The sequence below is a fragment of the Microvirga puerhi genome (genome assembly GCF_020089865.1).
Taxonomy (GTDB): Bacteria; Pseudomonadota; Alphaproteobacteria; order Rhizobiales; family Beijerinckiaceae; genus Microvirga; species Microvirga puerhi.
This window is the reverse complement of sequence record NZ_JAIRBM010000008.1, coordinates 14,169-37,826: the sequence shown is the minus strand read 5'-3', so window position 1 is coordinate 37,826 and position 23,658 is coordinate 14,169. Positions and strand designations below refer to the sequence as shown.

Genomic DNA, 23,658 nt, shown 5'->3' with positions numbered 1-23,658 from the left:
GCAAGATCATGGCATGATTTGCCTATGGCAGGTCATGGAATGAGCGAACATGCAGATCGAGGTATTTGAGGAGGCCGATCCCCCTGGCGCAGATGACGTCACGGCCGGTCTGCGGGCTCACATGATCGCGCAAACAGGCAACTTGCCGCGTGTTCCTCTGACCCTGCTCATGCGCGACGAGAACAAGCAGGTGCGCGGAGGGATCCGGGGAAACGTCGCCCTTTGCTGGCTGCAGGTCGATCACTTCTGGGTGGATGAGGCTTTGCGTGGCCAGGGCTGCGGCGCCCGCCTGCTGCATTCGGCTGAGGAGGCGGCCCGTGTGCATGGCGCGATCGGCTCGCAACTGACAACATCGACATTTCAGGCGATTGGGTTTTATCAGAAGCAAGGCTATGCCGAGATCGGCCGTCTGAAGGATCGTCCTCCAGGTCATGATCGCGTCTGGATGGCCAAACGATGGGGCTAGATGTTCCGCAAGCATCGCATGGAACCTGATGACGTATGCGATCAGCCTTAAGGCCGTGAACCACACCGCCGATCCCATCAGAGCGTTATGGGATCGGGTGGCTCTCTTCGAGGGGACGCCATCGATGGTGGCCCTCGACTATGCGCCGCACATCACGCTGGCGGTCTATCAGAAAATCGCTCCAGAGCTGCTGAAAATGGCCCTCCTGAGGGCCGTCGAAGGCATCCCGGCCTTGCGCCTGACCTTCACACGCCTGCGCGTCTTCGAGGGCGATCCCCTGGTCCTCTGGGCCGACCCTTCACCCTCTGCGGCCTTGGCCCAGCTGCATGCGCGGGTTCACGACTCCATCGATCCTGCAAACTGCCATCCGCATTACCGGCCGGGCGCTTGGATTCCCCATTGCACCCTTGGAACCAAGATCAGGAAGGATCATCGGGCCGAGGCCATCGCCTTCACGACCCAACCCATTGAACCGTTCGATGTGCTCTTCGACGTCGCCGACTGCGTAACCTTCCCGCCCGTCTCCGTGCTCGAGGAGCATGTTCTTCCGGGAAGCGGAAAGGCTCCGGCTCAACGAACCTTGGAATAGGACAGGCAATCCCGCGGCTCCTGCGCGACATTCGGATGCACGCTCCAGCGCTTCAGGATGCCCTCGTAGGTCATTCCCGCCTTCTCCATCACCCGGCCCGAGGCGGGGTTCTCGATGTCGCAATACGCGCCGGCCCGCCAGATGCCTTCTTGAGCAAGAGACCATTCCACAAGGACCGAGAGGGCTTCGGCCGTATAGCCTTGGCCCCAGTGCGAGGGGCCGATGACGTAGCCGAAAACCACCCGCGTCCCGGCCGGATGGATTCCGATCATGCCGATCGGCGCGTCCTCCTGCGCAAGACAGATCGCGTATGAGAACTCGTCGCCCCTGTCCCACGCGGCTCCGACAAATCTGAGAAACTGGCGGGTATCCTCCACGGATTCATGAGGTCTCCATCTCAGGTACCGCACGACGTCGGCACGGCTCGCATATCCCTCAAAGATGGCTTGGGCGTCATCCAATCGGGGCCGCCGCAGGACGAGGCGTTCGGTGCAAATGACGGGTTGTGGTGTGAGTGTTGTTCCTGACATGCGCCATTCTTCTCCGAAGGCTCGGGCCGCAGCAAGGGAGAAGCGGACCGTTTGCGCTTGGGCCGCGGCGACATCATGCGTGAATTGGACTCTCGATGCTGCGCGGACAAAGGGTTTGTCAGCAAGCAGCGCCCGTCCTAGCATGTCGGGGCGACCACCGTGACGGCGCCTCTTCGTTTTTCTGCAGACCTGTTCATGTCGAGCCAAAATCCGGCGGGCACCCGTTCCGAACCTTCCCCTTCTCACGTCACACACCGCGACGCGGCCGTCTCCATGCGCAGCATCGCGGCGATGCTGCTGCTCGCTCTCATGTGGGGACTCTCGATCCCGGTGACGAAGTTCGGTCTTCTGTCGCTGCCTCCGTTGACGCTGACCGCACTGCGTTTCGCCATCGCCGTGCCGTTGCTGCTGTTCTTCACGATCGGCAAGCAACGGCTGCCGAGGCGGGCCCTGCCGCGCGTTGCCGCGCTCGGAGTGCTGGGCATCGGCATAGGTCAGATTGCCCAGGCCTTCGGCGTCGCCGGCACATCGGCTTCGGTCGGCACCATCATCTCGGCCACGATTCCGATCTTCGTCGTGGTGTTCGCGGCGCTCCGCCTCAAGCAATCCGTATCGGGCCGGCAGAAACTGGGATTGCTGGCGGCATTCGCCGGTATTGCGCTGGTCGCGTTGGGAAATGAGAACGAGACGAGCGCCGTGCTCCAAACCAGCGTGGTCGGCGCCGGACTCATGTTGCTCTCCGCGCTGACCATCGCGTTCTACTACGTGTGGAGCGTCGAACTCACCCACGAATACGGCACCGCCACCATAGCAGCCTGGAGCACCCTGTTCGGCTTTATCGCGCTGCTGCCCTGGGCGGGTTGGGAAATGCGGCTCGTTCCGATCCACATCACGGCTCCGGCCATGGGAGCCGCGATCTATCTCGGCTTCGTGGTGAGCGTCGCGGGCTTGTTCCTGTGGCTGCACCTGCTGCGCACCTTCCCGGCCGGGATTGCGGCGAGCGTTCAGTACCTTCAGCCGGTGGTCGGCGTCGCCGCATCGGCGGCGATCTTCGGCGACCGGATGGGGACGCTCTTCGCCGTCGGTGTGATCCTGGTTCTGGGAGGCCTTGCTCTGACGATGACCAACCGCAGGAAGGTTGACCAAGCTGTTTAAGGAATGGCGCTAAGCGGGCGCGAATGCGAGGTTCGTCGTTTCGATAGGTGCCTTTATGAAACTGCGCGCCGGCAGCTACGCTCGTGGCTTGGACCGAGTGGGAGCCGCAGCCAGCATCGTGGCAAGGTCGGCGGGCCAGACGGTATCAGACGTGCAAGCCAACTCGTCTGTGGACCACCAGCGGTGATCGGTCATGATCTCCCGCTCTAAAGCTGTCCAGCTATCACGGGTGAGGGCTGTGTTCTCGGTCCGGACGAAGAAGAAGCGTTCTTCAGCGATCACATATTCTCCGTCCGGCAGCTGCAGCACGAACTCCTGCCGTCCGGCCTCCGGCCCGATGACGTCCACATGCAGGCCGGTTTCCTCTCCGAGTTCCCTGATAGCAGCTTCTTCGAACGTCTCACCCTCTTCGACCCCGCCCCCAGGCGTGGCCCAATATGTTTGTCCCGCAAGAGGGCCCCGTTGATGGGAAAAGCGAAACAGAAGGACTCTCCCTAAAGGGTCAAGCAGAAGCAATCTGGCTGAGGGGCGGCGGCGCATGCGGATCTCTCTACCATGGGAGGAGCGGCAGATACCCAAACAATGAAGCTAATTTCCGGTAAGCTCCTTTATGGAACCGGATAATGGTGCATTCCAGCGTATTCGTAAGGCTTCTGCCCTCCTGATGGCCAGAAATAAGTATAGTGTAAGTCTAAATGACTCTTGCAAGAACCTCTGTGGTCAAGTGATTACTTGAGAGTACGCCTAAACATTTTTGATCAAACGGGCCCTTCAAGATCGGCAGCACAACAGCTGTCCAGCAGGGCTGGTATGGAGAAGCCCACTTGCATCTAGGATCTGGAAATAGGGATAGATTTCCATAAAGACATGATAGACATCCACTATCTCCTCAACCTCTCTCCTCTTCAGAAGGCAGCACTGGTAATGCTCCGGCGTCATGTGGTCCTAGCACTCCTGGTGTTTTCCTCGACCACAGCTGCCGCGCAGGGCAATGACCTGTGGCGGAAATCAGTTGAGGAGCAGGAGCGGCAGATGGCTTCCGACCCATTTGTTCAGAAGCTGCGGGCCAACACGATCCGAGGCAAAGCGACCGTGATCGACGGCCGCACCATCGAGATCAACGGAATCCGTATTCATCTTTTAGGTGTTGACGCGCCAGAGCCGACGCAGACCTGTACGAACGAGGCGGGCCAGACCTACTCATGTGGCCAATACGCAATCCGCGCCCTCTCCCAATGGGTGGAAAACCAAACCATTAAATGCATTCCGGTAGGCTTAAACAAGGACGCTCCGGCACCGCTCTCTGCCGAATGTCTGAATGGTGCGTTTATCTTGAACCAACAGATGCTTCGAGACGGCTATGCAGTCGCAGGCAAAGATGCGCACAAATACCATCTTGAGGCTGAAGCCTCAGCGCGCGCCGAAAAGCGTGGCCTATGGGCGGGAAGCTTTACTCCGCCAGATGAATATCGGAACGATAACCAAGCCGAGAAGCCCGCTGTCGATCCTCTCCAGCGCCTCCGGCCATGATTCCGATAACGGACCTTACGAAACAGAACCGCCGCGAAGTGATCTCCGTTTTCCGGTCTTCGAAACCTCAAGCCCCCGACGAGGAATCGTAGGCAGCGTCCTGCGGCGTCCGAACGGCAACGCCTGTCCGCCGCTCCCTCTCCTGCGCCCGATCGAGAATCGCGAGGATGTTCTCCAGGTCGTTCTCGGACAGACCGCGGATTTCCCGTGCCAGCCGGTTTGCCAGCAGGGTCGTCTTGGGGTCGGTGCCGGAGGTGTCCACCTTCACCCGAGGCTCGGACAGGTCCGCGAGGCGCGCCAGCTCATCGGCCTCGTCCCAGATGATGTTGAAATATTGCAGGACGCCCTGGATCAGCGTCCAGGTGGGCTTGCCACGCTCGCCGCGCTCCAGAGCCGATAGATAGGCGCTCGACACGCCCAGATGCGCGGCCATGTCCTTCAACATCAATCCGCGCTCGCGGCGAAGCCGCCGCACCCGTTCACCGAAAGGGGTCATCCGTTCATCCTGCGCCTCGCCGGCGGCGAAGCCTGATGTAGAGTGCACCGGATCCGCCATGTTGGGGAGAGGCCTCCTCGAAGCCAACCACAAGAGATCGCACGTCCGGAAGCCGCAGCCAGTGCGGCACCATGCGCCGGAGCACCCCCCGCTCGTCGAACAATCCGCCGGTGGCCGCGCCTCCTTTTCCCGTGATCACGAGCACCAGCGAATAACCGGAATTCTGGGCGCGATAGAGAAAGCGCAGCAGCGCCGCATGGGCCTCGTCCTGGCGCATGCCATGCAGATCGATGATGCCGTCCACCACCCGCGTGCCCCGGCGCAGAGCCTGCAGCGTCTTGCGCTCGACGGGGGCGAGCGGTGGAAGCGCGGGCTTGTGGACAAGGGGTGAGGGAGCCGCCGAGGCCGGGGAGGCGGGTTCCGGTCGAGGATCGGAAGAAATCTCCGCTTCTTCGATCAGTTCGGGCAGCATTTTGCCCTTCATGGGAGCGATGCCCCGGACGACATGGGCCCAGAGCCGACGCTCCTCGTCGTTGAGCTGGCGGGAGCGGCGACGCCGGGTCATGAGGACGATTTCGGCTGCAGGACCACGAAGCGGACGGGATGGCGCATCAGACCGGCCTGGGTTCCGGCCTCCTCGCCGCTCCCGGTGAAGAAATCGCCCCGCGCCGGCCCCACGATGGCCGAGCCAGTATCCTGTGCGATCATGAGGCGCCGGAGCGGTTCCGAGCGGTCGAGGGCGAAAGGCAGGGTGCCGTCGATCCAGATCGGAAGACCATAAGACCAGAGCGACCGGTCGACCGCGAGGCTGCGGCCCGGCGTCAGCGGAATTCCCGCGCCGCCGATCGGGCCATCCTCGGGCGCAAGTTCCGTCGCCTCCCGGAAGAAAATGTAGGACCGGTTTTGCCGCATGAGTCCGCGCGCCGCCTCGGGATGGTCCTTGAGCCAGCCCATGAGCTTTGCGAGGGTCATGGTCTCGAGATCCATCTCGCCCTGCTGGACCAGCAGGCGGCCGATGGAGGTGTAGGGACGGCCGTTGCGCCCCGCATAGGCCACACGCAGAAAGGAGCCGTCCGTCAGGCGGATTCGCGCCGAGCCCTGGACATGGATGATGAAAGCTTCACCGGGCTCACGCAGATACACGATGGGCCGCGCGAGAGGTCCGAGCGCACCATCCTCAATGGCGGCCCGGTCGGGATAGGGCTCATAGCCGCCGCTCGAGGTCCGCCGGGCCGCCTGAAGGCCCGGATCGATGCCGGGAAGGGTCTCCCCCTGCGCGATCGTGACGAGATCATCGGGCCGGGCCAGGAGCGGCACCGTGTAGGTCGTATCCTTCGTCCGCGATCCCTGGAATTCGGGCTCGTAATAACCGGTGAGGAAGCCGTCGCCCGTCGCCGGCGTGACGGCGACGGGACTGAAATGCGTCTCGAAGAAGGCCCGCGCCTGATCGCCCGCAAGCGTCCCGGCCGAAAGGGCCTTGCGGCAAACAGCCAGAAGGCTGGATTGCGGCTTCTGTGCCGGACGCAGCTCGGAAGCTTGCGCCATAAGGGCCTCGCAGGAGCGGCGGAAGGCCGCGAAGGCGGCATGGTGATCATCCGCCGCCCAACCGGCGAGATCGGCGAAGGCCATCGGCTCCAGCCGTGCCTTGCCGGCGAGAGGCGCAGCCTCCGGGGCGGCCATGGTCAGGATCCAGAGGGCGAGGCCGACGAGTCTGGCATGCCTCATTGCCCCGCTTCGGTGGCGATGAGCTGCCAGTTGGGGTCGCGGCTTCCAAGGGGGCGCGAGAAGGTCCAGACATCGGTCACGTCGACCACCGTATCCGGGCTGCCATCGACCACGGCGCCGGAGGCGTCGCGGGTGGCGGTGATGAGCTTGGACAGGAACCGAACAACGATCTGCGCCGTCCGGCCCTGGACCTCGGCGCCGGCCATCTCGGCCTTGTCGATGGACACGAAGGTGGTTTCCACCTTCTCGCCGCGACGCTCGCGCTCGGTAATGGCCCGCTCGAAGCCTTCATAGACATCGCGGGACAAAAGGTCCTTGAGGGTCTTGCGGTCGCCTTGGGCAAAAGCCGTGACGATCATCTCATAGGCGGCCTTGCCACCTTCAAGGAAGGAACCGGCATCGAAGCTCGGCTCGGAGCGGGCAATCTCGTCGAGGCTGTTCGCCATCGGGGTGCCGGGTTCCGCATATTCCTTCCAGCGCTCGGCCGGCGGCGCGGCCGGCTCGGGCTTGGCGCCGTTGGCACCCGGGAGGCGCACCACGTTGTTGTCCTGCTCCGGCCTGGGCGCGCCGGGCCGCAGGGGCGGCGCATCGCGGCGGGCGAGGGGATCGAACGGCGGTTGCTCGCTGCCGGTCTTCTGGCCCAGCACCGATCGCAGCTTCCAGACGACGAAAACTGCGAGCACAATGAAAATGAGGGTCGTGATGTCGAAGGAATCCTGCATCGTCGATCCGTACCGGCCTGCCCTGTCTCGCCTGTCAGCCCAGCTTTTCATGCCGAGCGGGATCCCCGTCACGCGGCGGGGCGATCCACCGCATATGGGGTTCATCGGTCGTAACATCCACCTCCCGATGCGACAAGCGATGCGAAACAACGCAAACTTGTTCGTGAGGGGGAAGCATGGTAGCGCGGAGCACGGCCCGTTGCCGGAAATCGTGCGTCGCCGAGGCGCCTCCGCGGGCTCAACCGACAATTTTGCCTTCTCTTCTACAACTTCGCCTTCTCTTCTCTTGGGAGCATCACGACATGGCCGACAACCCGGCAAACAACGGAGCGCAGGACGGCAGCATGCCCTCCCTGAACGCGCTCGCCCAGTACTGCAAGGATTTCTCCTTCGAGAACCCCAACGCACCCCGCTCCCTGCAGCCGCACAACGAGGGACCGCAGATCAACCTTCAGGTCAACGTGAACGCCAAGCAGCTGGCGGATGCGGATTTCGAGGTCGATCTCACCCTCGAGGGCGATGCCAAGATCGGCGGCAAGGAAGTGCTGTTTGCCTTCGAACTCACCTATTCCGGCGTCTTCCGCGTGCAGAACATCCCGCAGGACCAGATCCATCCCGTCGTGATGATCGAATGCCCGCGCCTGCTCTTCCCGTTCGCCCGGCAGATCGTCGCCGAGGCAGTGCGCAACGGCGGCTTCCCGCCTCTCTATATCGACCCGATCGATTTCGTGCAGCTCTATCGCCAGCGCGCGGCGGAAGTTCAGGCCGCTCAGGGCCAGGCTAGCGGTCAGGTTCTTTCCTAACGAAAGGCAGTACTTTCCTCGGGAAAGGATTTCTTCTCGCGCCTATTCCGACAGGGTCTCGCCCAGATACTCCCGCCACAGAGGCGTGCCCCCGAGGGTCTGGATGAAGGCCTCGTGGGCCGCCCGTTCGGCATCGGTCAGACGCGTGATCATGGTTCGCGGCCGCACCTCCCGGGGTGCGGCCGTTCCCATACGGGCCCCGCGGCCAAGGCCGCCCATGGGCTGAATGTCGAGATCGAACCCGACCTGCTTGCCGCCGATCAGCTCGATATAGACCTCGGCCAGAATCTCCGCGTCCAGGAGCGCCCCGTGCTTGGTGCGCTTGGAATTGTCGATTCCATAGCGGGTGCAGAGAGCGTCGAGATTATTGGCGGCGCCGGGATGCTTGCGCCGGGCGAGCGCGAGCGTGTCGACGGCGTCCGCGAGGACGAAGGGCTTGTGGCCGGTGCGCGCCAGTTCGGCATTGAGGAAGCCCACGTCGAAGGCGGCGTTGTGGATTACCAAGCGTCCGTCGGCAACGAAATCCATGAAATCCCGCGCGATCGCGGCGAAGACCGGCTTGTCGCTCAAAAAGGCGTCGCTCAGCCCGTGCACCGCATAGGCGCCTTCCGACATGGCGCGCTCGGGATTGATGTAGACGTGGAAGGAACGCCCGGTCGGGATGTGATTGAAGAGCTCGACGCAGCCGATCTCGACGACCCGGTCGCCCTTGGCGTGCTCGGTACCGGTGGTTTCCGTGTCGAGAACGATCTCACGCATGTCTTCACTGCTCCGAAGGGATTTATAATGTCCTGGCAAGCCGCCCCGGCCGATTGGCGAGACAGGCCAAGATAGCCTCGACCTGGGCCTGGGCCGAAGGGAAGCCGCGACCCGTATCAACAAGGAAATGGGCTTTTGCCCGCTTTTCGGAATCCGGCATCTGCTTTGTCAGGATGGCGTCAAGCTTTTCCGGCGTCATTCCGGGCCGGGCCAGGACCCGTTCGCGCTGGACGGCAGCGGGAGCCGTGACCACCAGAACCGCGTCGCAGCGCGCCTCGCCGCCGGTCTCGAACAACAGGGGAATATCGAGCACCGCCACCGGCGCGAGGGGAGAGATGCGATGCATGAACGCTTCCTCCTCCTCGCGCACCAGCGGATGGACAATGGCTTCGAGCGCCTTCATCCGGGCAGGATCGTCGAAAACCGCCGCTCCGAGGCGCGATCGGTCAACGATCCCGTCGACAGATGTGCCGGGAAAGGCCTTCTCGATCAGCGGCGCGGCGCGGCCCCGGTAGAGGGCATGGACGGCGGCATCGGCGTCGTGCACCGGTACGCCGAGGCGCCGGAAGAGGGCGGCCGTCGCGGATTTCCCCATACCGATGGAACCCGTCAGCCCGAGCACGAAGGTCATCATGTCTCCCCGATATCGGCCAGGACGATGGCTCTGAGGTCGGGGGTGACCGTGGGAGTGACACCGAACCAGCGGGCAAATCCCGGAACCGCCTGGTGCAGCAGCATGCCGAGCCCATCGACGATGCGCAGGCCCCGGGCCTCGGCCGCAGCCAGAAGGGGCGTCTTGAGAGGCACATAGACGATGTCGGCCACCGCCGCTCCCTGACGGGCCCGCGCGAGATCGAGTTCGAGAGGAGGCTGACCGGCCATGCCGAGGGACGTGGTGTTGACGATGAGATCCGCGACAGCGACCGCCTCTTCACGCTTCTCCCAGGGAATGCTTTCGAGCTGGACGGTTCCGCCGGCGAAATCCCGGATCAGCTCCTCCGTCTTGGCGGCGGTGCGGTTCGTCACGACGATCCGGCGGATCGGCCGGTCCTGAAGTCCGGCGACGATCGCCCGGGCCGCTCCGCCGGCACCCACAACGAAGGCCGTGTCCACAGCCTGTTCCCAGTCTTGTCCCAAGCTTTGGTCGAGATGCGCCATGAAGCCCAAAACATCCGTATTGTCGCCCCAGACGAGTCCATTCTCGACCCATAACGTGTTGACAGCTTTAAGTCTTTCGGCACGCTCCGTCCGCCGATCGACCGCCAGATAGGCCGCTTCCTTATGCGGGATCGTGACATTTCCACCGGCAAAGCCACGCGCGGCGAAGGTCCTGACGAAATCCGGGAAATCGGCAGGGGTGATGTCGAGGCGCTCATACGACCCTTCACGGCCATGACGCTCGAGCCAGTGACCATGGATCAGCGGCGAACGCGAATGCTTGATCGGATGTCCGACGATGAAGGCCTTGGTCATCACATGCATCCTCAGAAAGACAGATGGCCCTGCCGGCGCAGGGCGGCGAGGAGGGGGAGAAGGGGCAGCCCCAGAATGGTCGAATGATCACCCTCGACCTCTTCGAAAAGGTGAATCCCGAGACCTTCGAGCTGGTAGGCGCCGACGCTCAGCCATACCTCCGGACCTGCGAGGTCGAGATAGCGGGCGATGGCGCGTCCGTCTAAAGGACGCATAGCGAGGCGTGCGCAGTCGCCGATGGTATCGACGATCTCTCCGTTCCGGGCCAGCACCGCAGCGGAGTGGAGTGCATGAGTCTTGCCGGACAAGCGCATGAGATGAAGGTATGCCGCGTCCCGATCGGCCGGCTTATGGAAGACTTCACCCTCGCAATCCAGAATCTGGTCCGCGCCGAGCACGAGGCGATCCGGATTCCGCCGGCTGACGGCAAGAGCCTTTTTGGCGGCGAGCCGCTGGGCGAGGCCTGGCGGCGGCAACGCCTCGATACGGGCCGCTTCCTCGACGGCCCGTTCATCCACCTCGGGGCTCTGCGTCTCCACGGGAAGACCGGCGCTGACCAGAAGGGTCAGCCGCGTCCGGCTCGTGGATGCGAGGAGGAGCGGAGCGTCTCCTGTCCAGACCGATGCCATGGCCTATTCCACGATGAAACGGAGGCGGTGATCGCGATAAAGATCGAGGATCGCCGCCGCGGTCTCCTCGATCGAGCGGCGCGTCACGTCGATCACCGGCCAATTGTGCCGGGCGAAGAGACGTCGGGAAGCAGCGATCTCCTCGGCAACCGCATCGCGATCCACATAGGCCGTGTCGTCGTCGGCATTCAGGCTGAGAAGCCGGTTCTGCCGGATCTGCACGATGCGCTCCGGCGTCGCCACGAGACCGACGATCAGCGGCCTGCGGGTCGTCTCCAGCACCGCCGGGGGAGGGACGCCGGGCACGAGCGGCACGTTGGCGGTCTTCACGCCGCGATTGGCCAGATACACCGCCGTCGGAGTCTTCGAGGTGCGGCTGACGCCGAGCAGAATTACGTCCGCCTCCTCCAGATCGTGCGGGAGGTGCCCGTCATCGTGGAGGAGGGTGAAGTTCATGGCGTCGATGCGTTTGAAATATTCCGCATTCAACATGTGCTGCGCCCCGGGCCGGGCAGTGGAATGGGCCCCGAGATAGGAAGACAGAAGCGCGTGAACAGGCGCCAACACAGAGAGATGCGGCGAGCCCGTTGCACGACAAACCTCCTCGAGGCGGCCAGCGAGGTCCTGCTCCACGAGGGTATAGAGGACGATGCCGGGAGCAGCTTCGATCTCCGACAGAACCCGCTCCAGCTGCGTGTTGGAACGCACCAGCGGATAGACGTGCTCGATCGCCGCAATGCCCTCGTATTGCGCCACCGCCGCACGGGCGACGGTGATCAGCGTCTCGCCGGTGGAGTCGGAGACGAGATGAAGGTGGAAATAGCTACGTCCCACAGGACCCTCCGGATAAGGAGTCGATCACTGTGGATAGTTTGCCTGATCCTGAAGGTCCAGGCCGAGGGCCTGTGAGTCATTGGCTCTTTCATCAACAGCGCCGGTCCGTGTGCGATTCAGGAATCGGACTTCTGGGAGAATCCGGCACGAATCACTCCTTCCGACCGTGCCTCGTACCTCGCCGATCACGTTAGGGATTTGTTAAGCTTTAAGAATTCGGAAAGGATTGTGGCGGCGCCGTCCTACTCGTAAACGGATCGTTAACGCGAAGCCGTATGTGGACCATCTGTGGACGGACTTGCGGCTTTGCGATTCACGGCCCAAGAGAAACAACAGATTCTCGATTCTAAGAATTTTTATTTAAGTGATGAGAGAGGGCTTGTGAGCGAGCGTCCCACTAAACCGATCCTGCGAGTGCTCGAGGGCGAACCGGTCTGGCCGCTGCCGATCTGGATCATGCGCCAGGCAGGGCGCTACCTGCCGGAATACCGGGAGACCCGAAGCCAGGCCGGCTCCTTCCTCGATCTCTGCTATACGCCGAGGCTTGCCGAGGAAGTGACGCTTCAGCCGATCCGGCGGTTCGGCTTCGATGCGGCCATCCTGTTCTCCGACATCCTGGTCATTCCCCATGCCCTCGGCCAGGACGTGCGCTTCGTCGAGAACGAAGGACCCAAGCTCGATCCGATCAGCAATGCTGCCGATCTGTCGCGCCTGGCGGACGAGCTTCCCCTGTCTCGCCTCGATCCGGTCTTCGAGACGCTCGATCGCCTGAGCAAGTCCCTGCCGCGCGAGACCACGCTCCTCGGCTTCTGCGGCGCGCCCTGGACGGTGGCGAGCTACATGATCGCGGGCAAGGGAACTCCGGACCAGGCACCGGCCCGGCTGACCGCCTATCGCGATCCGGCCTTCATGGATCGGCTCATCGACATCCTAGTGCGGGCCTCGACGGACTATCTCATCCGTCAGATCGATGCGGGGGCCGAAGCGGTGCAGCTCTTCGAGAGCTTCGGAGCGGCCCTCCCGCCGGCGCTCTTCGACCGGCTGTCGCTCGATCCGATTCGGCGGATCGTCACAGGTCTTAAAGAGGCGCGGCCGAATGCGCGGGTCATCGTCTTTGTCCGCGGTGGCGGTGCCCATCTTCATCGCTTCGCGGCGGCGGGGGTCGGCGATGCGCTCGCCCTCGACTGGACGCTCGATCCGGCCCTCGTCCTCCCGGATCTCCCAGGCGACGTGGCGACCCAGGGAAATCTCGATCCCCTGGCGCTGATCGCCGGAGGAGATGCCCTGCATCGCGGCATCGATCACATCCTCCATGCCGTGCGCGGGCGACCGCATATCTTCAATCTCGGTCACGGGATCCTGCCCGAGACTCCGACCGATCACGTGGCTGAGCTCATCGCCCGCGTGCGCGGCGCCTGAACGAACGAGGACGGACGACATGGCCTATTTGTGGATCAAGGCATTTCACGTGATCGCGGTCATCAGCTGGATGGCCGGAATGCTCTACCTGCCCCGCCTCTTCGTCTATCATTGCGAGACGCCGAAAGGGTCGATCCAATCCGAGACGTTCAAGATCATGGAACGGAGGCTTCTCAAGGCGATCATCAACCCGGCGATGATCGCGACCTGGGTCCTCGGCCTGATCCTCGTCTGGCAGGGCGGCTGGTACGCATCAGGCTGGTTCCACGCCAAGTTCCTGCTCGTCCTGATCCTGTCCGGCGTGCACGGCTTCCTCTCGAAGACCGTCAAGGTCTTCGCTGCCGACAAGAACGTGCGGCCGGCGAAATTCTATCGCATGATCAACGAGGTCCCGACGGTGCTGATGATCGGAATCGTGATCCTGGTGATCGTGAAACCGTTCTAGAAATTCAGGTGGTGGTAAGATCTATAGGAATGGCAGCTCTCTTTTCGAGAGTATTGGCACGGAGTGTGTTGATCGTTGCCATTCCTACTGCGCTGGCTGCCCAGGTTCGGGATTTTCCTATCAAAGGAGAAATTAAAAGCCCGCAGGAAGTAATCGATGGCGTTATAACTCTTAGTGATGAGATTCATAATCCAGAAAAATTCCAATTAAGAATTGGAAATAAGGTCTTATGTTATGGCTTTGTATTAGCCCTTACGAATAAAACTTTTAATGGATCCTTCGCTTGCTCAAATGCTCATGCGGCAGAGTTTACAGCCCTCTATGACGGTAAAGTTCTGGTAGGGAAAGGAATGATGGGGAAGAGACCATTTACGATTGAATTTGGGATCTCAACTCCTTCGTCACCAACGCCACCAAACGGTTCTGATTTTCAGAACAAGCCATGAGAGGGCTTGAGGCGCGGCTGGAAAAGCGCTAAATAAGAGTCCTCTTCCCCTTAAGACAGGTAGTGCCGCACAGGGCCTTCAGGCTCTTCAAGTCACGGTTCGTGAACTGGGTGGCCCTGTCGAACGTTCCCCTTAATCTCCTTGCGCGACCGGACGTTCTGGCCGCGAACCCCTACCCCGAGAGTGTTCCCCGATGAGGGAAATCAAACTTCAAGACCTGAAATCCAAAACTCCGACCGAGCTGATCGCCTTTGCCGAGGAGCTTGAGGTCGAGAACGCGAGCACGATGCGCAAGCAGGAGCTCATGTTCGCCATTCTGAAGCAGCTTGCCGCCCGCGAGGTCGAGATTATCGGCGCCGGCGTCGTCGAGGTGCTGCAGGATGGATTCGGCTTCCTGCGCTCCGCCGATTCGAACTATCTGCCCGGGCCGGACGATATCTATGTCTCCCCTTCCCAGATCCGCCGCTTCGGTCTGCGCACCGGCGACACGGTCGACGGACCGATTCGCGGTCCGAAGGAAGGCGAGCGCTACTTTGCGTTGCTGAAGGTCAACACGATCAATTTCGAAGATCCGGAGAAGATCCGGCACAAGGTGCATTTCGACAACCTGACGCCGCTCTTCCCTGCCGAGCGCTTCAAGCTCGAGATCGATGATCCGACGAAGAAGGACTATTCCTCGCGCATCATCGACATCGTGTCGCCCATCGGCAAGGGCCAGCGTGCCCTGATCGTGGCGCCGCCGCGCACGGGTAAGACCGTGCTGATGCAGAACGTGGCGCAGTCGATCACCACCAATCATCCGGAATGCTATCTCATCGTGCTGCTCATCGACGAGCGGCCGGAAGAAGTGACGGACATGCAGCGCTCGGTGAAGGGCGAGGTAGTGGCCTCCACCTTCGACGAGCCGGCATCGCGTCACGTGCAGGTCGCCGAGATGGTGATAGAGAAGGCAAAGCGCCTCGTGGAGCATGGCCGCGACGTGGTGATCCTGCTCGATTCGATCACGCGCCTCGGTCGCGCCTACAACACGGTGGTGCCGTCATCGGGCAAGGTGCTCACCGGCGGTGTTGACGCCAACGCCCTGCAGCGCCCGAAGCGCTTCTTCGGTGCGGCGCGCAACATCGAGGAAGGCGGTTCGCTCACCATCATCGCGACCGCGCTGATCGATACCGGCTCGCGCATGGACGAGGTGATCTTCGAAGAGTTCAAGGGCACCGGCAACTCGGAAATCATTCTTGACCGCAAGGTTGCCGACAAGCGCACCTTCCCGGCCATCGACATCACCCGTTCCGGCACCCGCAAGGAAGAGCTGCTGGTCCCGGCGGATACGCTCAAGAAGATGTACGTGCTGCGGCGCATTCTCAATCCGATGGGCACCGTCGACGCGATCGAGTTCCTCCTCGACAAGCTGCGGCAGACGAAATCGAACGCCGATTTCTTCGAATCGATGAACACCTGACGTTTCACGTCGGACATGACGATCAAAACCCCGTCCTCACCGCGAGGGCGGGGTTTTTTCATGTGTCAAAGTCTGTAGGTTAAAATTCCCATAAGCCACAACACGAGAAGGGTCAGCAGCGCCGAAATCAGCAGCGACCCGAGGCAGCCCACGCGGTTCGAGAAAAAGAGAAACATCGCGACGGCTCCCTGACACGACAAGACATTGGGCAGAGTCCCGCGTTCCGCCACCCTGCAGCCTTGGATGCCTCGCAGAATGCGATTCCCTATCGAGGGAGTGAGCCATGGATGTGGGCTTCATCGGACTTGGGCAGATGGGCTCGGGTATGGCACGCCGCCTGCTCGAAAACGGCCATCGCCTCCTCGTCTACAATCGGACGCGTGAGAAGGCAGCCGCGCTGCAGGCGCATGGCGCCCAGGTGGCCGAGACGCCCGGCGACGCCTGTCGGGGCGACGCTGTCATCACCATGCTCGCCGATGATCGGGCGGTGGAAGACCTCTTTAGGTGGAAGACCTCTCTGCCTTCGGTCCCGTCACCGTTCACATTTCGATGAGCACGATCAGTGTCGCACTCTCCGAGCATCTGACGGCGATGCATGACACGGCCAGCCGGGTCCTTCTCGCCGCGCCAGTCTTCGGCCGCCCCGATGCAGCTGCGGCCGGAAAATTGTTCGTCATTGCAGCGGGGCCGGATGCGGTCATCCGCCGCTGCCAGCCGCTGTTCGATGCCATGGGGCAGAGAACCTTCGTCGTCGGCGACAGGCAGCCTCAGGCGAACATCGTCAAACTCGCGGGCAATTTCCTGATCGCCTCGGTTCTCGAAAGCCTCGGCGAGACCTTTGCCCTGGTGCGCAAATCCGACATCGACGCTCACCGCTTTCTCGGAATCCTGACGGAAACCCTGTTTTTCGGCGCCGATCTACAAGACCTACGGTGCGCTCATCGCCGACGAAAAGTACGAGCCCGCCGGCTTCAAGATGTCCCTCGGACTCAAGGACATCCGTCTGGCGCTGGCGGCAGCCGATGCGGCCATGGTTCCCATGCCGGTCGCCAGCCTCGTGAGGGATCATTTCCTGGCCGGCCTCGCACAGGGAGACGGTGATTCCGATTGGTCGGCTCTGGCCCGCGTCGTCGCACGCAACGCAGGCCTGTGAGAAAGCGCCCTGGAGCGTGTCAACGCGCCAGCATCGTCCGTACCTGTTCGGCCAATTGTTCCGGATCGCGGACGGGGAGGGAACAGCGCATCCCGGCGCAGACGAGAGCCTGTGGCCCATCGGTGGTGGCTGCCAGGGCGCGAGCAGGATGCGACTCTTCGAGGGCCTGCAGGTCCTCGGCCGCATGGAGGCTGCGTTCGAGATAGGGGAGGCGCAGCGCGGCGGCACGCAAGGAGTCGGAGCCGCTTCCGGTCACCAGGATGCTGACGCCCCTCAGGTGGAGATCGAGGGCGTTGAGGATCGATGTATGGCCGAGCGCCGCATCCCGCGCGATGGCCGACAGACCGGCCAGGATCGCCTCGGCTCTCTCGCGATCTTCCGCGAGGCCGGAGATCTGGGCGAGCCGCACGAGAGCCTCGGCGAAGACGCCGTTGGCGTTGGGCACCGCATCGTCATGGCTCGGCTGCGGACGCACCACCAGGGGATCGGCACCCTTGGCCGTCATGGCGAGACGTCCGGTCTCGGTCACCATGAATTCATCGCTCAGGATATCTCGCCACCGCTCGGCATCGGCCCGGTAATCGGTCTCTCCGGTGGCCTCGAAGAGGGCGAGGCCTGCGCGCATCATGGCGGCATGGTCGAGGGCAAAACCCGGATAGATGAGGGAACCGCCGCGCCAGGAATGCCCGAGGCGGCCGTCGCGGGTCATAGTATCGCGAATGAACCGATAGGCCCGGGCGGCGAGAGCGATCCACTCAGGCCGGTCGAGAAGGAGGGATGCCCGCACGAGAGCCGCGATCATCAGGCCGTTCCAGTCCGCCAGGATCTTGTCGTCGAGACCGGGACGCACCCGCGTCGACCGTCGCTCCAGGAGCTTGGCCCGCAGGGGGGCCAGACGCTCTTCCACAGCAGGGGGAGCCTCCTCCGAGACCAGGCGGTTGAGGATGTTGTGCCCCTCCCAGTTCCCTTCCGCGATGACGTCATAGACCTTGGCGAAGAGATCGGCGTCATCCCTCAAGACCTCGCGTATCTCGTCGAGGCTCCAGACATAGAAGCGGCCCTCCTCACCTTCGGAATCCGCATCGAGGCTGGAGGCGAAGGCTCCTTCGGGCGTCACCATCTCCCGTTCGAGCCAGGCGACGATTCCCGCGGCGGCATCGCGAAACAGGGGCCGGCTGGTCTCCGCGAAGGCAAGGGCGTAGAGTTCCAGGAGCTGCGCGTTGTCGTAAAGCATCTTCTCGAAATGCGGCACGAGCCAGCGCTCGTCGACCGCATAGCGGGCAAAGCCGCCGCCCAGATGATCGTGGATGCCGCCGAGCGCCATCCGCTCCATCGACAGGAGAAAGCTGTGCCGCGCCTGGTGGCTGCCACTTCGATGCGCGTATCGCAGCAGGAATTCGAGGATCGGCGGGTTGGGAAATTTCGGGGCGCCCTGCAAACCGCCGTTCACCGGATCCATGACGCCGACGATGCGCTCGCCGAGCCCGTCGAGCTCGGCCAGTGTCAGGCCCTCCCCTTGAACACTTGCGCTCTGCGCGAGGTGATGCTTGAGGGCAGCCGCGTTCTTGGCGACCCGCTCGGGCTCCGCATGATAGATGCGCGAGATCTCCCGCAGGACCTGGACGAAGCCGGGGCGGCCGAAACGCGGCTCCTTGGGAAAGTACGTGCCGCCCCAGAAGGGCTCTCCCTCCGGCGTCAGGAACATGGTGAGCGGCCATCCGCCCTGCTCGCCCAGGAGATGGAGCGCGCTCATGTAGATATGATCCACGTCCGGTCGTTCTTCCCGGTCGACCTTGATATTGATGAAGAGCTCGTTCATGACCGCGGCGACGGCCGGGTCCTCGAAGCTCTCGTGGGCCATCACGTGACACCAATGGCAGGCGGCGTAGCCGATCGAGATCAGGACAGGCCGCTGCGACCGCCGCGCTTCGTCAAGGGCCTCCGGTCCCCATTCCCACCATTGGACAGGGTTGTCGCGGTGCTGCAGGAGATAGGGAGAGCTGGCATCCTTCAGGCGGTTCATGGCTGTCTCTCCGCTTATCTCTAGGCAGGGTGTTACTTGGCAGGGCGATCGATTCGGGTGTGAGCCGGTCGTCTCTCGCAACTCAAAGCTTTAGCGTCACCAAGGTTCATGCGCATGCGCTCCGACGATACCATCTTCGCACCGGCCTCGGGTTATGGTCGAGCGGCCATCAGCGTGATCCGTATCAGTGGCGCGCGCAGTCGATTCATTCTCGAAACGATCGCCGGCGGAATGCCGGCACCACGCCGTCTGGTGCTGCGGATTCTGAAGGACCCGAAGAACGGTACGGCGCTGGATGAAGCCCTCGTCGCCTGGATGCCGGGACCGGAGAGCTTTACCGGGGAGGATCAGGTCGAGCTGCACATCCATGGTGGACTTGCCACCCGCGCGGCCGTCCTCAAGGCGCTCGGGTCTCTGGACGATTGCCGCCCGGCTGAAGCGGGAGAGTTCACCCGTCGGGCCTTTCTTAACGGACGGATGGACCTTAGCCGGGTCGAAGGGCTCGCCGACCTCATCGATGCCGAGACCGAGGCGCAGCGCCGGCAGGCTCTGTCGCAGCTCGAAGGTCGGCTCGGGCAGACGACGGAACGGTGGCGCGAGGAAATCCTCCAGGCTCTGGCGCTTCTGGAGGCGAGCCTTGATTTTTCCGACGAGGGCGACGTGCCGGAGGATCTGGAGCGCGATGTCCTCCGGCGTCTTTCGGATCTCGAGGCCTCCGTGGCGTGCGTTCTGGCGAACCGGAGCGGGGAGCGCCTGCGGGACGGGCTGACCGTGGTCCTGGCGGGACCGCCTAATGCGGGCAAATCGACCTTGCTCAATGCATTGGCCCGGCGGGATGTCGCGATCGTGTCGCCCATCGCCGGAACGACCCGCGACTTGTTGGAGGTTCATTGCGATCTCGGCGGCCTTCCAGTCGTCATCGTAGATACGGCCGGCCTGCACGACAGCGCGGATCCTATCGAGCAAGAGGGCGTTGCTCGGGCTCGCGCAAGAGCGGAGAGAGCGGATCTGGTTCTCTGGCTCGTGCCGCCAGAGGGCACCGAAGGTGAGCCGCCGGCTGCGCGCCGGGTCCTTCGCGTGAGAACGAAGGCCGATTTGAATCGGAGCCGTGACGAAAGCGACCTGACGGTCTCGGCCGCTACGGGAGAAGGAATGACGATGCTCATCGAGCGTCTGTCACGGGAGGCGGAGGAGACGCTCGGTCAGGCGGATGCGCTGCTGACGCGTGAAAGGCATCGGCGGGCCCTTGAACGGGCGCATCGGTCGATCAAGTCTGGCATGGACCTGCTGGAGCGGCGCGGTCCGATCGAACTGGCCGCGGAGGAAGTCAGGCTCGCGGCTCGGGCCTTCGGGGAAATCACTGGACGGGTGGATGTGGAGGATGTTCTAGATCGCCTGTTCTCCAGCTTCTGCATCGGAAAATAGGGCTAGAAACCATGTTGGTCACGAGGCTCGCCGATGTGGACGGGTCTTGGAGAATCATCGGAAAACTGATTTGAGTGCCTGTGGATGGCCTGTGAAGTGCCGTGCATGGCATCCGATGTTTCACGTGAAACATTTTGCCCTTTTGACCTCTGGTTTCGGACGGCCTACAGGCCAGAGCTGGAGAAGGACATGACTCGACATTTCGATGTGATCGTCGTCGGCGGAGGCCATGCTGGAGCAGAGGCTGCGGCTGCGGCCGCACGCCTTGGCGCGCGCACCGCGTTGGTGACTCACAAGCTCGAGACTGTCGGCGCCATGTCCTGTAACCCAGCCATCGGCGGTCTCGGTAAGGGGCATCTCGTCCGCGAGATTGACGCTCTCGACGGCGTTATGGGCCGCATCGCCGATCAGGCTGGCATCCAGTTCCGCCTTCTCAACCGGCGCAAGGGTCCTGCCGTACGGGGCCCCCGCACCCAGGCGGATCGGAAGCTCTATGCCCGTGCCATGCAGGCCGAGCTCTCCGCCACACCGAATCTCACAGTCGTAGAAGGGGAGGTGGACGACCTCCTCATCGATAACGGACGAGTCGCCAGTGTCATCCTCTCCGATGGGCGCGTTCTGCCGACCGGCGCTGTCGTCCTGACGACTGGCACCTTTCTCTCGGGGCTTATCCATATCGGCGAGCGGAAGATCCCCGCCGGACGTATGGGAGAGCGTCCTTCCCTCGGTCTTCCAAAGACCTTCGCACGGCTTGGTTTCACCCTCGGCCGGCTGAAGACCGGTACCCCGCCGCGCCTTGATGGAAGGACCATCGACTGGGCCGGGATCGACAAGCAGGCAGCGGACGACGATCCGGTGCCGTTCTCCGCTCTGACCACACGGATCACGACGCCTCAAATTGAATGCGGCATCACCCGGACGACAGCGGCCGGACACGAGCTGATCCGTGCCAACTTGCATCGAGCACCGATGTATTCCGGCGACATTCAGAGCACGGGCCCGCGCTATTGCCCCTCGATCGAGGACAAGGTGGTGCGCTTCGGCGACCGGGACGGGCATCAGATCTTTCTGGAGCCGGAGGGGCTCGACGATATCACCGTCTATCCCAATGGCATTTCGACGTCGCTGCCGGAAGATGTGCAGCTTCAGCTCCTGCCCCTGATCCCGGGACTGGAGCGGGTGCGGATGCTGCAGCCTGGCTACGCGATCGAATATGATTATGTCGATCCCCGTAATCTCAATGCCGGACTCGAAACCAAGGCCGTGTCGGGCCTGTTCCTGGCCGGTCAGATCAACGGCACCACGGGCTACGAGGAGGCGGCCGCGCAGGGGTTCGTAGCTGGCATCAATGCGGCCCGCCGGGCCGCAGGGCAGGATGCCGTCGTCTTCGATCGGGCCGAATCCTATATCGGCGTCCTTGTCGATGACTTGATTACCCGCGGCGTCAGCGAGCCCTATCGGATGTTTACCTCGCGCTCCGAGTACCGGCTCAGCCTGCGCATCGACAATGCGGACGAGCGCCTGACCGGTAAAGGGCTCGAGATCGGCTGCATCGGTAAGGCCCGTGCCGAGCATTTCGGCGCGCATCAGGAGCAACTCCAGCAGACGCGCGCCGTGCTGCAATCCCTGACGGTCACGCCGGTCGAGGCGGCGCGGCGGGGCCTGGAGCTGAATCAGGACGGCATTCGCCGGAGCGCCTATCAGCTGCTGTCTTACCCTCTCATTGGTTGGGACCAATTGTTTGGATTGTGGCCGGAGTTGCTGTCCGTGCCGGTGGCGATCCGCGAGCGTCTTGAAACGGATGCGACCTATGCGGTCTACCTGGACCGACAGCAGGCCGACATCGCGGCTTATCGCCGTGACGAGGGGATCGTGCTGGAGAGCGGCTTGGACTTCCAGTCCCTATCCGGCCTGTCCAACGAGATCAAGGCCAAGCTCGTTCGCGTCCAGCCACGCACTCTAGGGCAGGCAGCCCGGATCGAGGGCATTACGCCGGCCGCACTGACGTTGCTCGCTGCTCACGCCAAGCGCTCGGCGGGCAATGTCCGGCTCGATTCGGAGCCGCAATGATGTCGGAAGCATATGTTGAGATATTGCGACCGTTCGATGTTTCACGTGAAACATCGGAGAAGCTCGCCCTGCTTGAAGGTGAACTCCGGCGCTGGCAGTCCATCAAGAATCTGGTTGGACCGGGAACCCTCGACCAGATCTGGGACCGGCATATCGTCGACTCACTCCAGCTTCTCTCTCTCGCACCGGCCGCCAAGCTCTGGGTCGATCTCGGATCGGGCGCCGGGTTTCCCGGCCTCGTTTTGGCGATTGCCGGCATCGACCGTGGCCTTGAGGTCCATCTGGTTGAGAGTAACTCTCGCAAATGCTCTTTTCTGCGTCAGGTCGCACGCCTGACGGGCGCGCGCGCCAAAGTGCATGAAGCTCGCCTTGAGACCGTCATTCCGGATTTCATCGGCAAGGCCGACGTGGTCTCTGCCCGCGCCTTGGCATCCCTCGATCAGCTTCTGGACTGGACGGCGCCGTTGTTGAAAGCGGGGACAATGGGTCTCTTCCCTAAGGGCCGGGACGCCGAGGCTGAATTGACCGAGGCGAGAAAATCGTGGAAGTTCGACCTGGATATCCTGCCAAGCCGAACTGATTCCGACGCCAGGATACTTCGCATTTCCTCCATCGAGAGCCTGACATAATGAGCGACCGCAGCGGATCCGAACCAGGAACGCAACCGGCCAAGCCGCGCGTTCTGGTCCTCGCCAACCAGAAGGGCGGCGTCGGCAAGACCACGACCGCCATCAACCTCGGCACGGCTCTCGCGGCGATCGGCGAGAAGGTGCTCATCATCGATCTCGATCCGCAAGGCAACGCCTCGACCGGACTCGGTATCGACCGTAAGAGCCGGAGCGTGTCGACCTATCATGTCCTGGCGGGAGAGGCGTCGCTTGAGAGCGCCATCACCGAGACGGTAGTGCCGCGTCTCTTCGTGGCGCCGTCGACTCTCGACCTTCTTGGGATCGAACTGGAGATCGCCAGCGAGCGTGACCGCGCGCACCGCCTGCGCGCTGCGATTCAGGCTTTGATGACCTCTGAGGTAAGCGATCCCTTTACTTATGTCCTGATCGATTGCCCACCTTCGCTGAATCTCCTGACCATCAATGCCTTGACCGCAGCAGATGCGGTTCTGGTGCCGCTCCAATGCGAATTTTTCGCTCTGGAAGGTCTCAGTCAGCTCCTGAAGACAGTCGAGCAGGTCCGTTCGGCCCTCAACCCGCAGCTGACGATTCACGGGGTCGTTTTGACGATGTTCGACCCGCGCAACAATCTGTCGGGCCAAGTGGTCGCCGACGTGCGGCAGTTCATGGGCAGCAAAGTTTATGAGACGATGATCCCGCGCAATGTGCGCGTGTCCGAGGCGCCGTCCCACGGCAAGCCCGTGCTGCTCTACGATCTCAAATGCGCCGGCTCGCAGGCTTACCTGCGTCTGGCCTCCGAAATTATTCAGCGTGAGCGCGCTCTGCGCGCCGCCTGATTTCAAGAACCGCAAGAACCTGCAAGAACCTGTAAGAGGGCA

At 62.7% G+C, this 23,658-nt stretch carries 25 protein-coding genes and 1 pseudogene; 14 read left to right on the top strand and 12 right to left on the bottom strand.

Annotated elements, in window-relative coordinates:
* The first annotated feature begins 49 nt into the window (after positions 1-49).
* A complete protein-coding gene (locus tag K9B37_RS12180; RefSeq protein ID WP_224313357.1) occupies positions 50-466 on the top strand; it encodes a GNAT family N-acetyltransferase in 417 nt (138 codons plus the stop codon).
* A 28-nt stretch (positions 467-494) separates the two neighbouring features.
* Positions 495-1,055 (top strand): 2'-5' RNA ligase family protein, encoded by a 561-nt coding sequence (locus K9B37_RS12175; protein WP_224313356.1) that lies wholly within the window; start codon positions 495-497, stop codon positions 1,053-1,055.
* Here the strand turns inward: K9B37_RS12175 and K9B37_RS12170 are convergent.
* Positions 1,037-1,585, bottom strand: a complete 549-nt coding sequence (locus K9B37_RS12170) for a GNAT family N-acetyltransferase (RefSeq protein ID WP_224313355.1) — start codon at positions 1,583-1,585, stop codon at positions 1,037-1,039. The genes K9B37_RS12175 and K9B37_RS12170 overlap by 19 nt on opposite strands.
* A gap of 291 nt (positions 1,586-1,876) precedes the next feature.
* Between K9B37_RS12170 and K9B37_RS12165 the strand changes: the two genes are divergently transcribed.
* Positions 1,877-2,740: a DMT family transporter gene (locus K9B37_RS12165; RefSeq protein WP_224313541.1), complete on the top strand. Its 864-nt coding sequence runs from the start codon at positions 1,877-1,879 to the stop codon at positions 2,738-2,740.
* Positions 2,741-2,815: 75 nt separating this feature from the next.
* Here the strand turns inward: K9B37_RS12165 and K9B37_RS12160 are convergent, their stop codons facing one another.
* Positions 2,816-3,280, bottom strand: coding sequence for an NUDIX hydrolase (locus K9B37_RS12160; RefSeq protein WP_224313354.1), 465 nt, complete (start codon positions 3,278-3,280; stop codon positions 2,816-2,818).
* A gap of 327 nt (positions 3,281-3,607) precedes the next feature.
* On the opposite strand from K9B37_RS12160, the gene K9B37_RS12155 reads away from it, so the two are divergent.
* Positions 3,608-4,270, top strand: coding sequence for a thermonuclease family protein (locus tag K9B37_RS12155; protein WP_224313353.1), 663 nt, complete (start codon positions 3,608-3,610; stop codon positions 4,268-4,270).
* Between the two features lie 67 nt (positions 4,271-4,337).
* Here K9B37_RS12155 and K9B37_RS12150 read toward each other — a convergent pair whose 3' ends face one another.
* From K9B37_RS12150 to K9B37_RS12135, 4 genes are read right to left on the bottom strand one after another with little or no spacing between them, the layout of a single operon-like run.
* Positions 4,338-4,766 carry a helix-turn-helix domain-containing protein gene (locus K9B37_RS12150; protein WP_224313352.1) on the bottom strand — a complete coding sequence of 143 codons (429 nt, stop codon included), beginning with the start codon at positions 4,764-4,766 and terminating at the stop codon, positions 4,338-4,340.
* A 4-nt stretch (positions 4,767-4,770) separates the two neighbouring features.
* Positions 4,771-5,331 (bottom strand): Smr/MutS family protein, encoded by a 561-nt coding sequence (locus K9B37_RS12145; protein ID WP_224313351.1) that lies wholly within the window; start codon positions 5,329-5,331, stop codon positions 4,771-4,773.
* On the bottom strand, positions 5,328-6,491 hold the full coding sequence (gene mltA, locus K9B37_RS12140) for a murein transglycosylase A (protein WP_224313350.1): 1,164 nt from the start codon (positions 6,489-6,491) through the stop codon (positions 5,328-5,330). Before mltA ends, K9B37_RS12145 begins: the two co-directional genes overlap by 4 nt.
* A complete protein-coding gene (locus K9B37_RS12135) occupies positions 6,488-7,213 on the bottom strand; it encodes a Tim44/TimA family putative adaptor protein (protein WP_224313540.1) in 726 nt (241 codons plus the stop codon). The genes mltA and K9B37_RS12135 overlap by 4 nt, the downstream gene beginning before the upstream one ends.
* 302 nt (positions 7,214-7,515) lie before the next feature.
* On the opposite strand from K9B37_RS12135, the gene secB reads away from it, so the two are divergent.
* A complete protein-coding gene (gene secB, locus K9B37_RS12130) occupies positions 7,516-8,016 on the top strand; it encodes a protein-export chaperone SecB (RefSeq protein WP_224313349.1) in 501 nt (166 codons plus the stop codon).
* Positions 8,017-8,058: 42 nt separating this feature from the next.
* On the opposite strand, the gene dnaQ is transcribed toward secB, so the two are convergent.
* From dnaQ to K9B37_RS12105, 5 genes are read right to left on the bottom strand one after another with little or no spacing between them, the layout of a single operon-like run.
* A complete protein-coding gene (dnaQ, locus tag K9B37_RS12125; RefSeq protein WP_224313348.1) occupies positions 8,059-8,775 on the bottom strand; it encodes a DNA polymerase III subunit epsilon in 717 nt (238 codons plus the stop codon).
* A 22-nt stretch (positions 8,776-8,797) separates the two neighbouring features.
* A complete protein-coding gene (gene coaE, locus K9B37_RS12120) occupies positions 8,798-9,406 on the bottom strand; it encodes a dephospho-CoA kinase (protein WP_224313539.1) in 609 nt (202 codons plus the stop codon).
* Positions 9,406-10,257: a shikimate dehydrogenase gene (locus K9B37_RS12115; RefSeq protein WP_224313347.1), complete on the bottom strand. Its 852-nt coding sequence runs from the start codon at positions 10,255-10,257 to the stop codon at positions 9,406-9,408. Before K9B37_RS12115 ends, coaE begins: the two co-directional genes overlap by 1 nt.
* 2 nt (positions 10,258-10,259) lie before the next feature.
* Positions 10,260-10,877 (bottom strand): Maf family protein, encoded by a 618-nt coding sequence (locus K9B37_RS12110; RefSeq protein ID WP_224313346.1) that lies wholly within the window; start codon positions 10,875-10,877, stop codon positions 10,260-10,262.
* Positions 10,878-10,880: 3 nt separating this feature from the next.
* Complete coding sequence (locus tag K9B37_RS12105; protein WP_224313345.1) at positions 10,881-11,711, bottom strand: pyruvate, water dikinase regulatory protein; 831 nt, start codon at positions 11,709-11,711, stop codon at positions 10,881-10,883.
* A 381-nt stretch (positions 11,712-12,092) separates the two neighbouring features.
* On the opposite strand from K9B37_RS12105, the gene hemE reads away from it, so the two are divergent.
* The 5 genes and pseudogenes from hemE (at position 12,093) to K9B37_RS25060 (ending at position 16,633) form a co-directional block, all read left to right on the top strand.
* The gene (gene hemE / locus K9B37_RS12100; protein ID WP_224313344.1) at positions 12,093-13,130 is read left to right on the top strand and encodes a uroporphyrinogen decarboxylase; all 1,038 of its coding nucleotides are present in this window, start codon (positions 12,093-12,095) and stop codon (positions 13,128-13,130) included.
* Between the two features lie 19 nt (positions 13,131-13,149).
* Positions 13,150-13,575 (top strand): protoporphyrinogen oxidase HemJ, encoded by a 426-nt coding sequence (gene hemJ, locus K9B37_RS12095; RefSeq protein ID WP_224313343.1) that lies wholly within the window; start codon positions 13,150-13,152, stop codon positions 13,573-13,575.
* 29 nt (positions 13,576-13,604) lie between these two features.
* Positions 13,605-14,021, top strand: a complete 417-nt coding sequence (locus tag K9B37_RS12090) for a hypothetical protein (protein WP_224313342.1) — start codon at positions 13,605-13,607, stop codon at positions 14,019-14,021.
* Positions 14,022-14,214: 193 nt separating this feature from the next.
* Complete coding sequence (gene rho / locus K9B37_RS12085; RefSeq protein WP_224313341.1) at positions 14,215-15,480, top strand: transcription termination factor Rho; 1,266 nt, start codon at positions 14,215-14,217, stop codon at positions 15,478-15,480.
* A 283-nt stretch (positions 15,481-15,763) separates the two neighbouring features.
* Positions 15,764-16,633 (top strand): annotated as a pseudogene (locus K9B37_RS25060) (NAD(P)-dependent oxidoreductase).
* Between the two features lie 19 nt (positions 16,634-16,652).
* On the opposite strand, the gene K9B37_RS12075 reads toward K9B37_RS25060, so the two are convergent.
* Positions 16,653-18,656, bottom strand: coding sequence for a thioredoxin domain-containing protein (locus K9B37_RS12075; protein ID WP_224313340.1), 2,004 nt, complete (start codon positions 18,654-18,656; stop codon positions 16,653-16,655).
* Between the two features lie 114 nt (positions 18,657-18,770).
* Here K9B37_RS12075 and mnmE point away from each other — a divergent pair, with 114 nt between their 5' ends.
* The 4 genes from mnmE to K9B37_RS12055 all read left to right on the top strand — a co-directional run bounded on the left by mnmE (position 18,771) and on the right by K9B37_RS12055 (position 23,616).
* Positions 18,771-20,081, top strand: coding sequence for a tRNA uridine-5-carboxymethylaminomethyl(34) synthesis GTPase MnmE (gene mnmE, locus K9B37_RS12070; protein WP_224313339.1), 1,311 nt, complete (start codon positions 18,771-18,773; stop codon positions 20,079-20,081).
* Between the two features lie 189 nt (positions 20,082-20,270).
* Positions 20,271-22,151, top strand: coding sequence for a tRNA uridine-5-carboxymethylaminomethyl(34) synthesis enzyme MnmG (gene mnmG, locus K9B37_RS12065; RefSeq protein WP_224313338.1), 1,881 nt, complete (start codon positions 20,271-20,273; stop codon positions 22,149-22,151).
* Complete coding sequence (gene rsmG, locus K9B37_RS12060; RefSeq protein WP_224313337.1) at positions 22,148-22,780, top strand: 16S rRNA (guanine(527)-N(7))-methyltransferase RsmG; 633 nt, start codon at positions 22,148-22,150, stop codon at positions 22,778-22,780. The genes mnmG and rsmG overlap by 4 nt, the downstream gene beginning before the upstream one ends.
* Positions 22,780-23,616, top strand: coding sequence for a ParA family protein (locus K9B37_RS12055; RefSeq protein WP_224313336.1), 837 nt, complete (start codon positions 22,780-22,782; stop codon positions 23,614-23,616). The genes rsmG and K9B37_RS12055 overlap by 1 nt, the downstream gene beginning before the upstream one ends.
* The last annotated feature ends 42 nt before the right edge of the window (positions 23,617-23,658 follow it).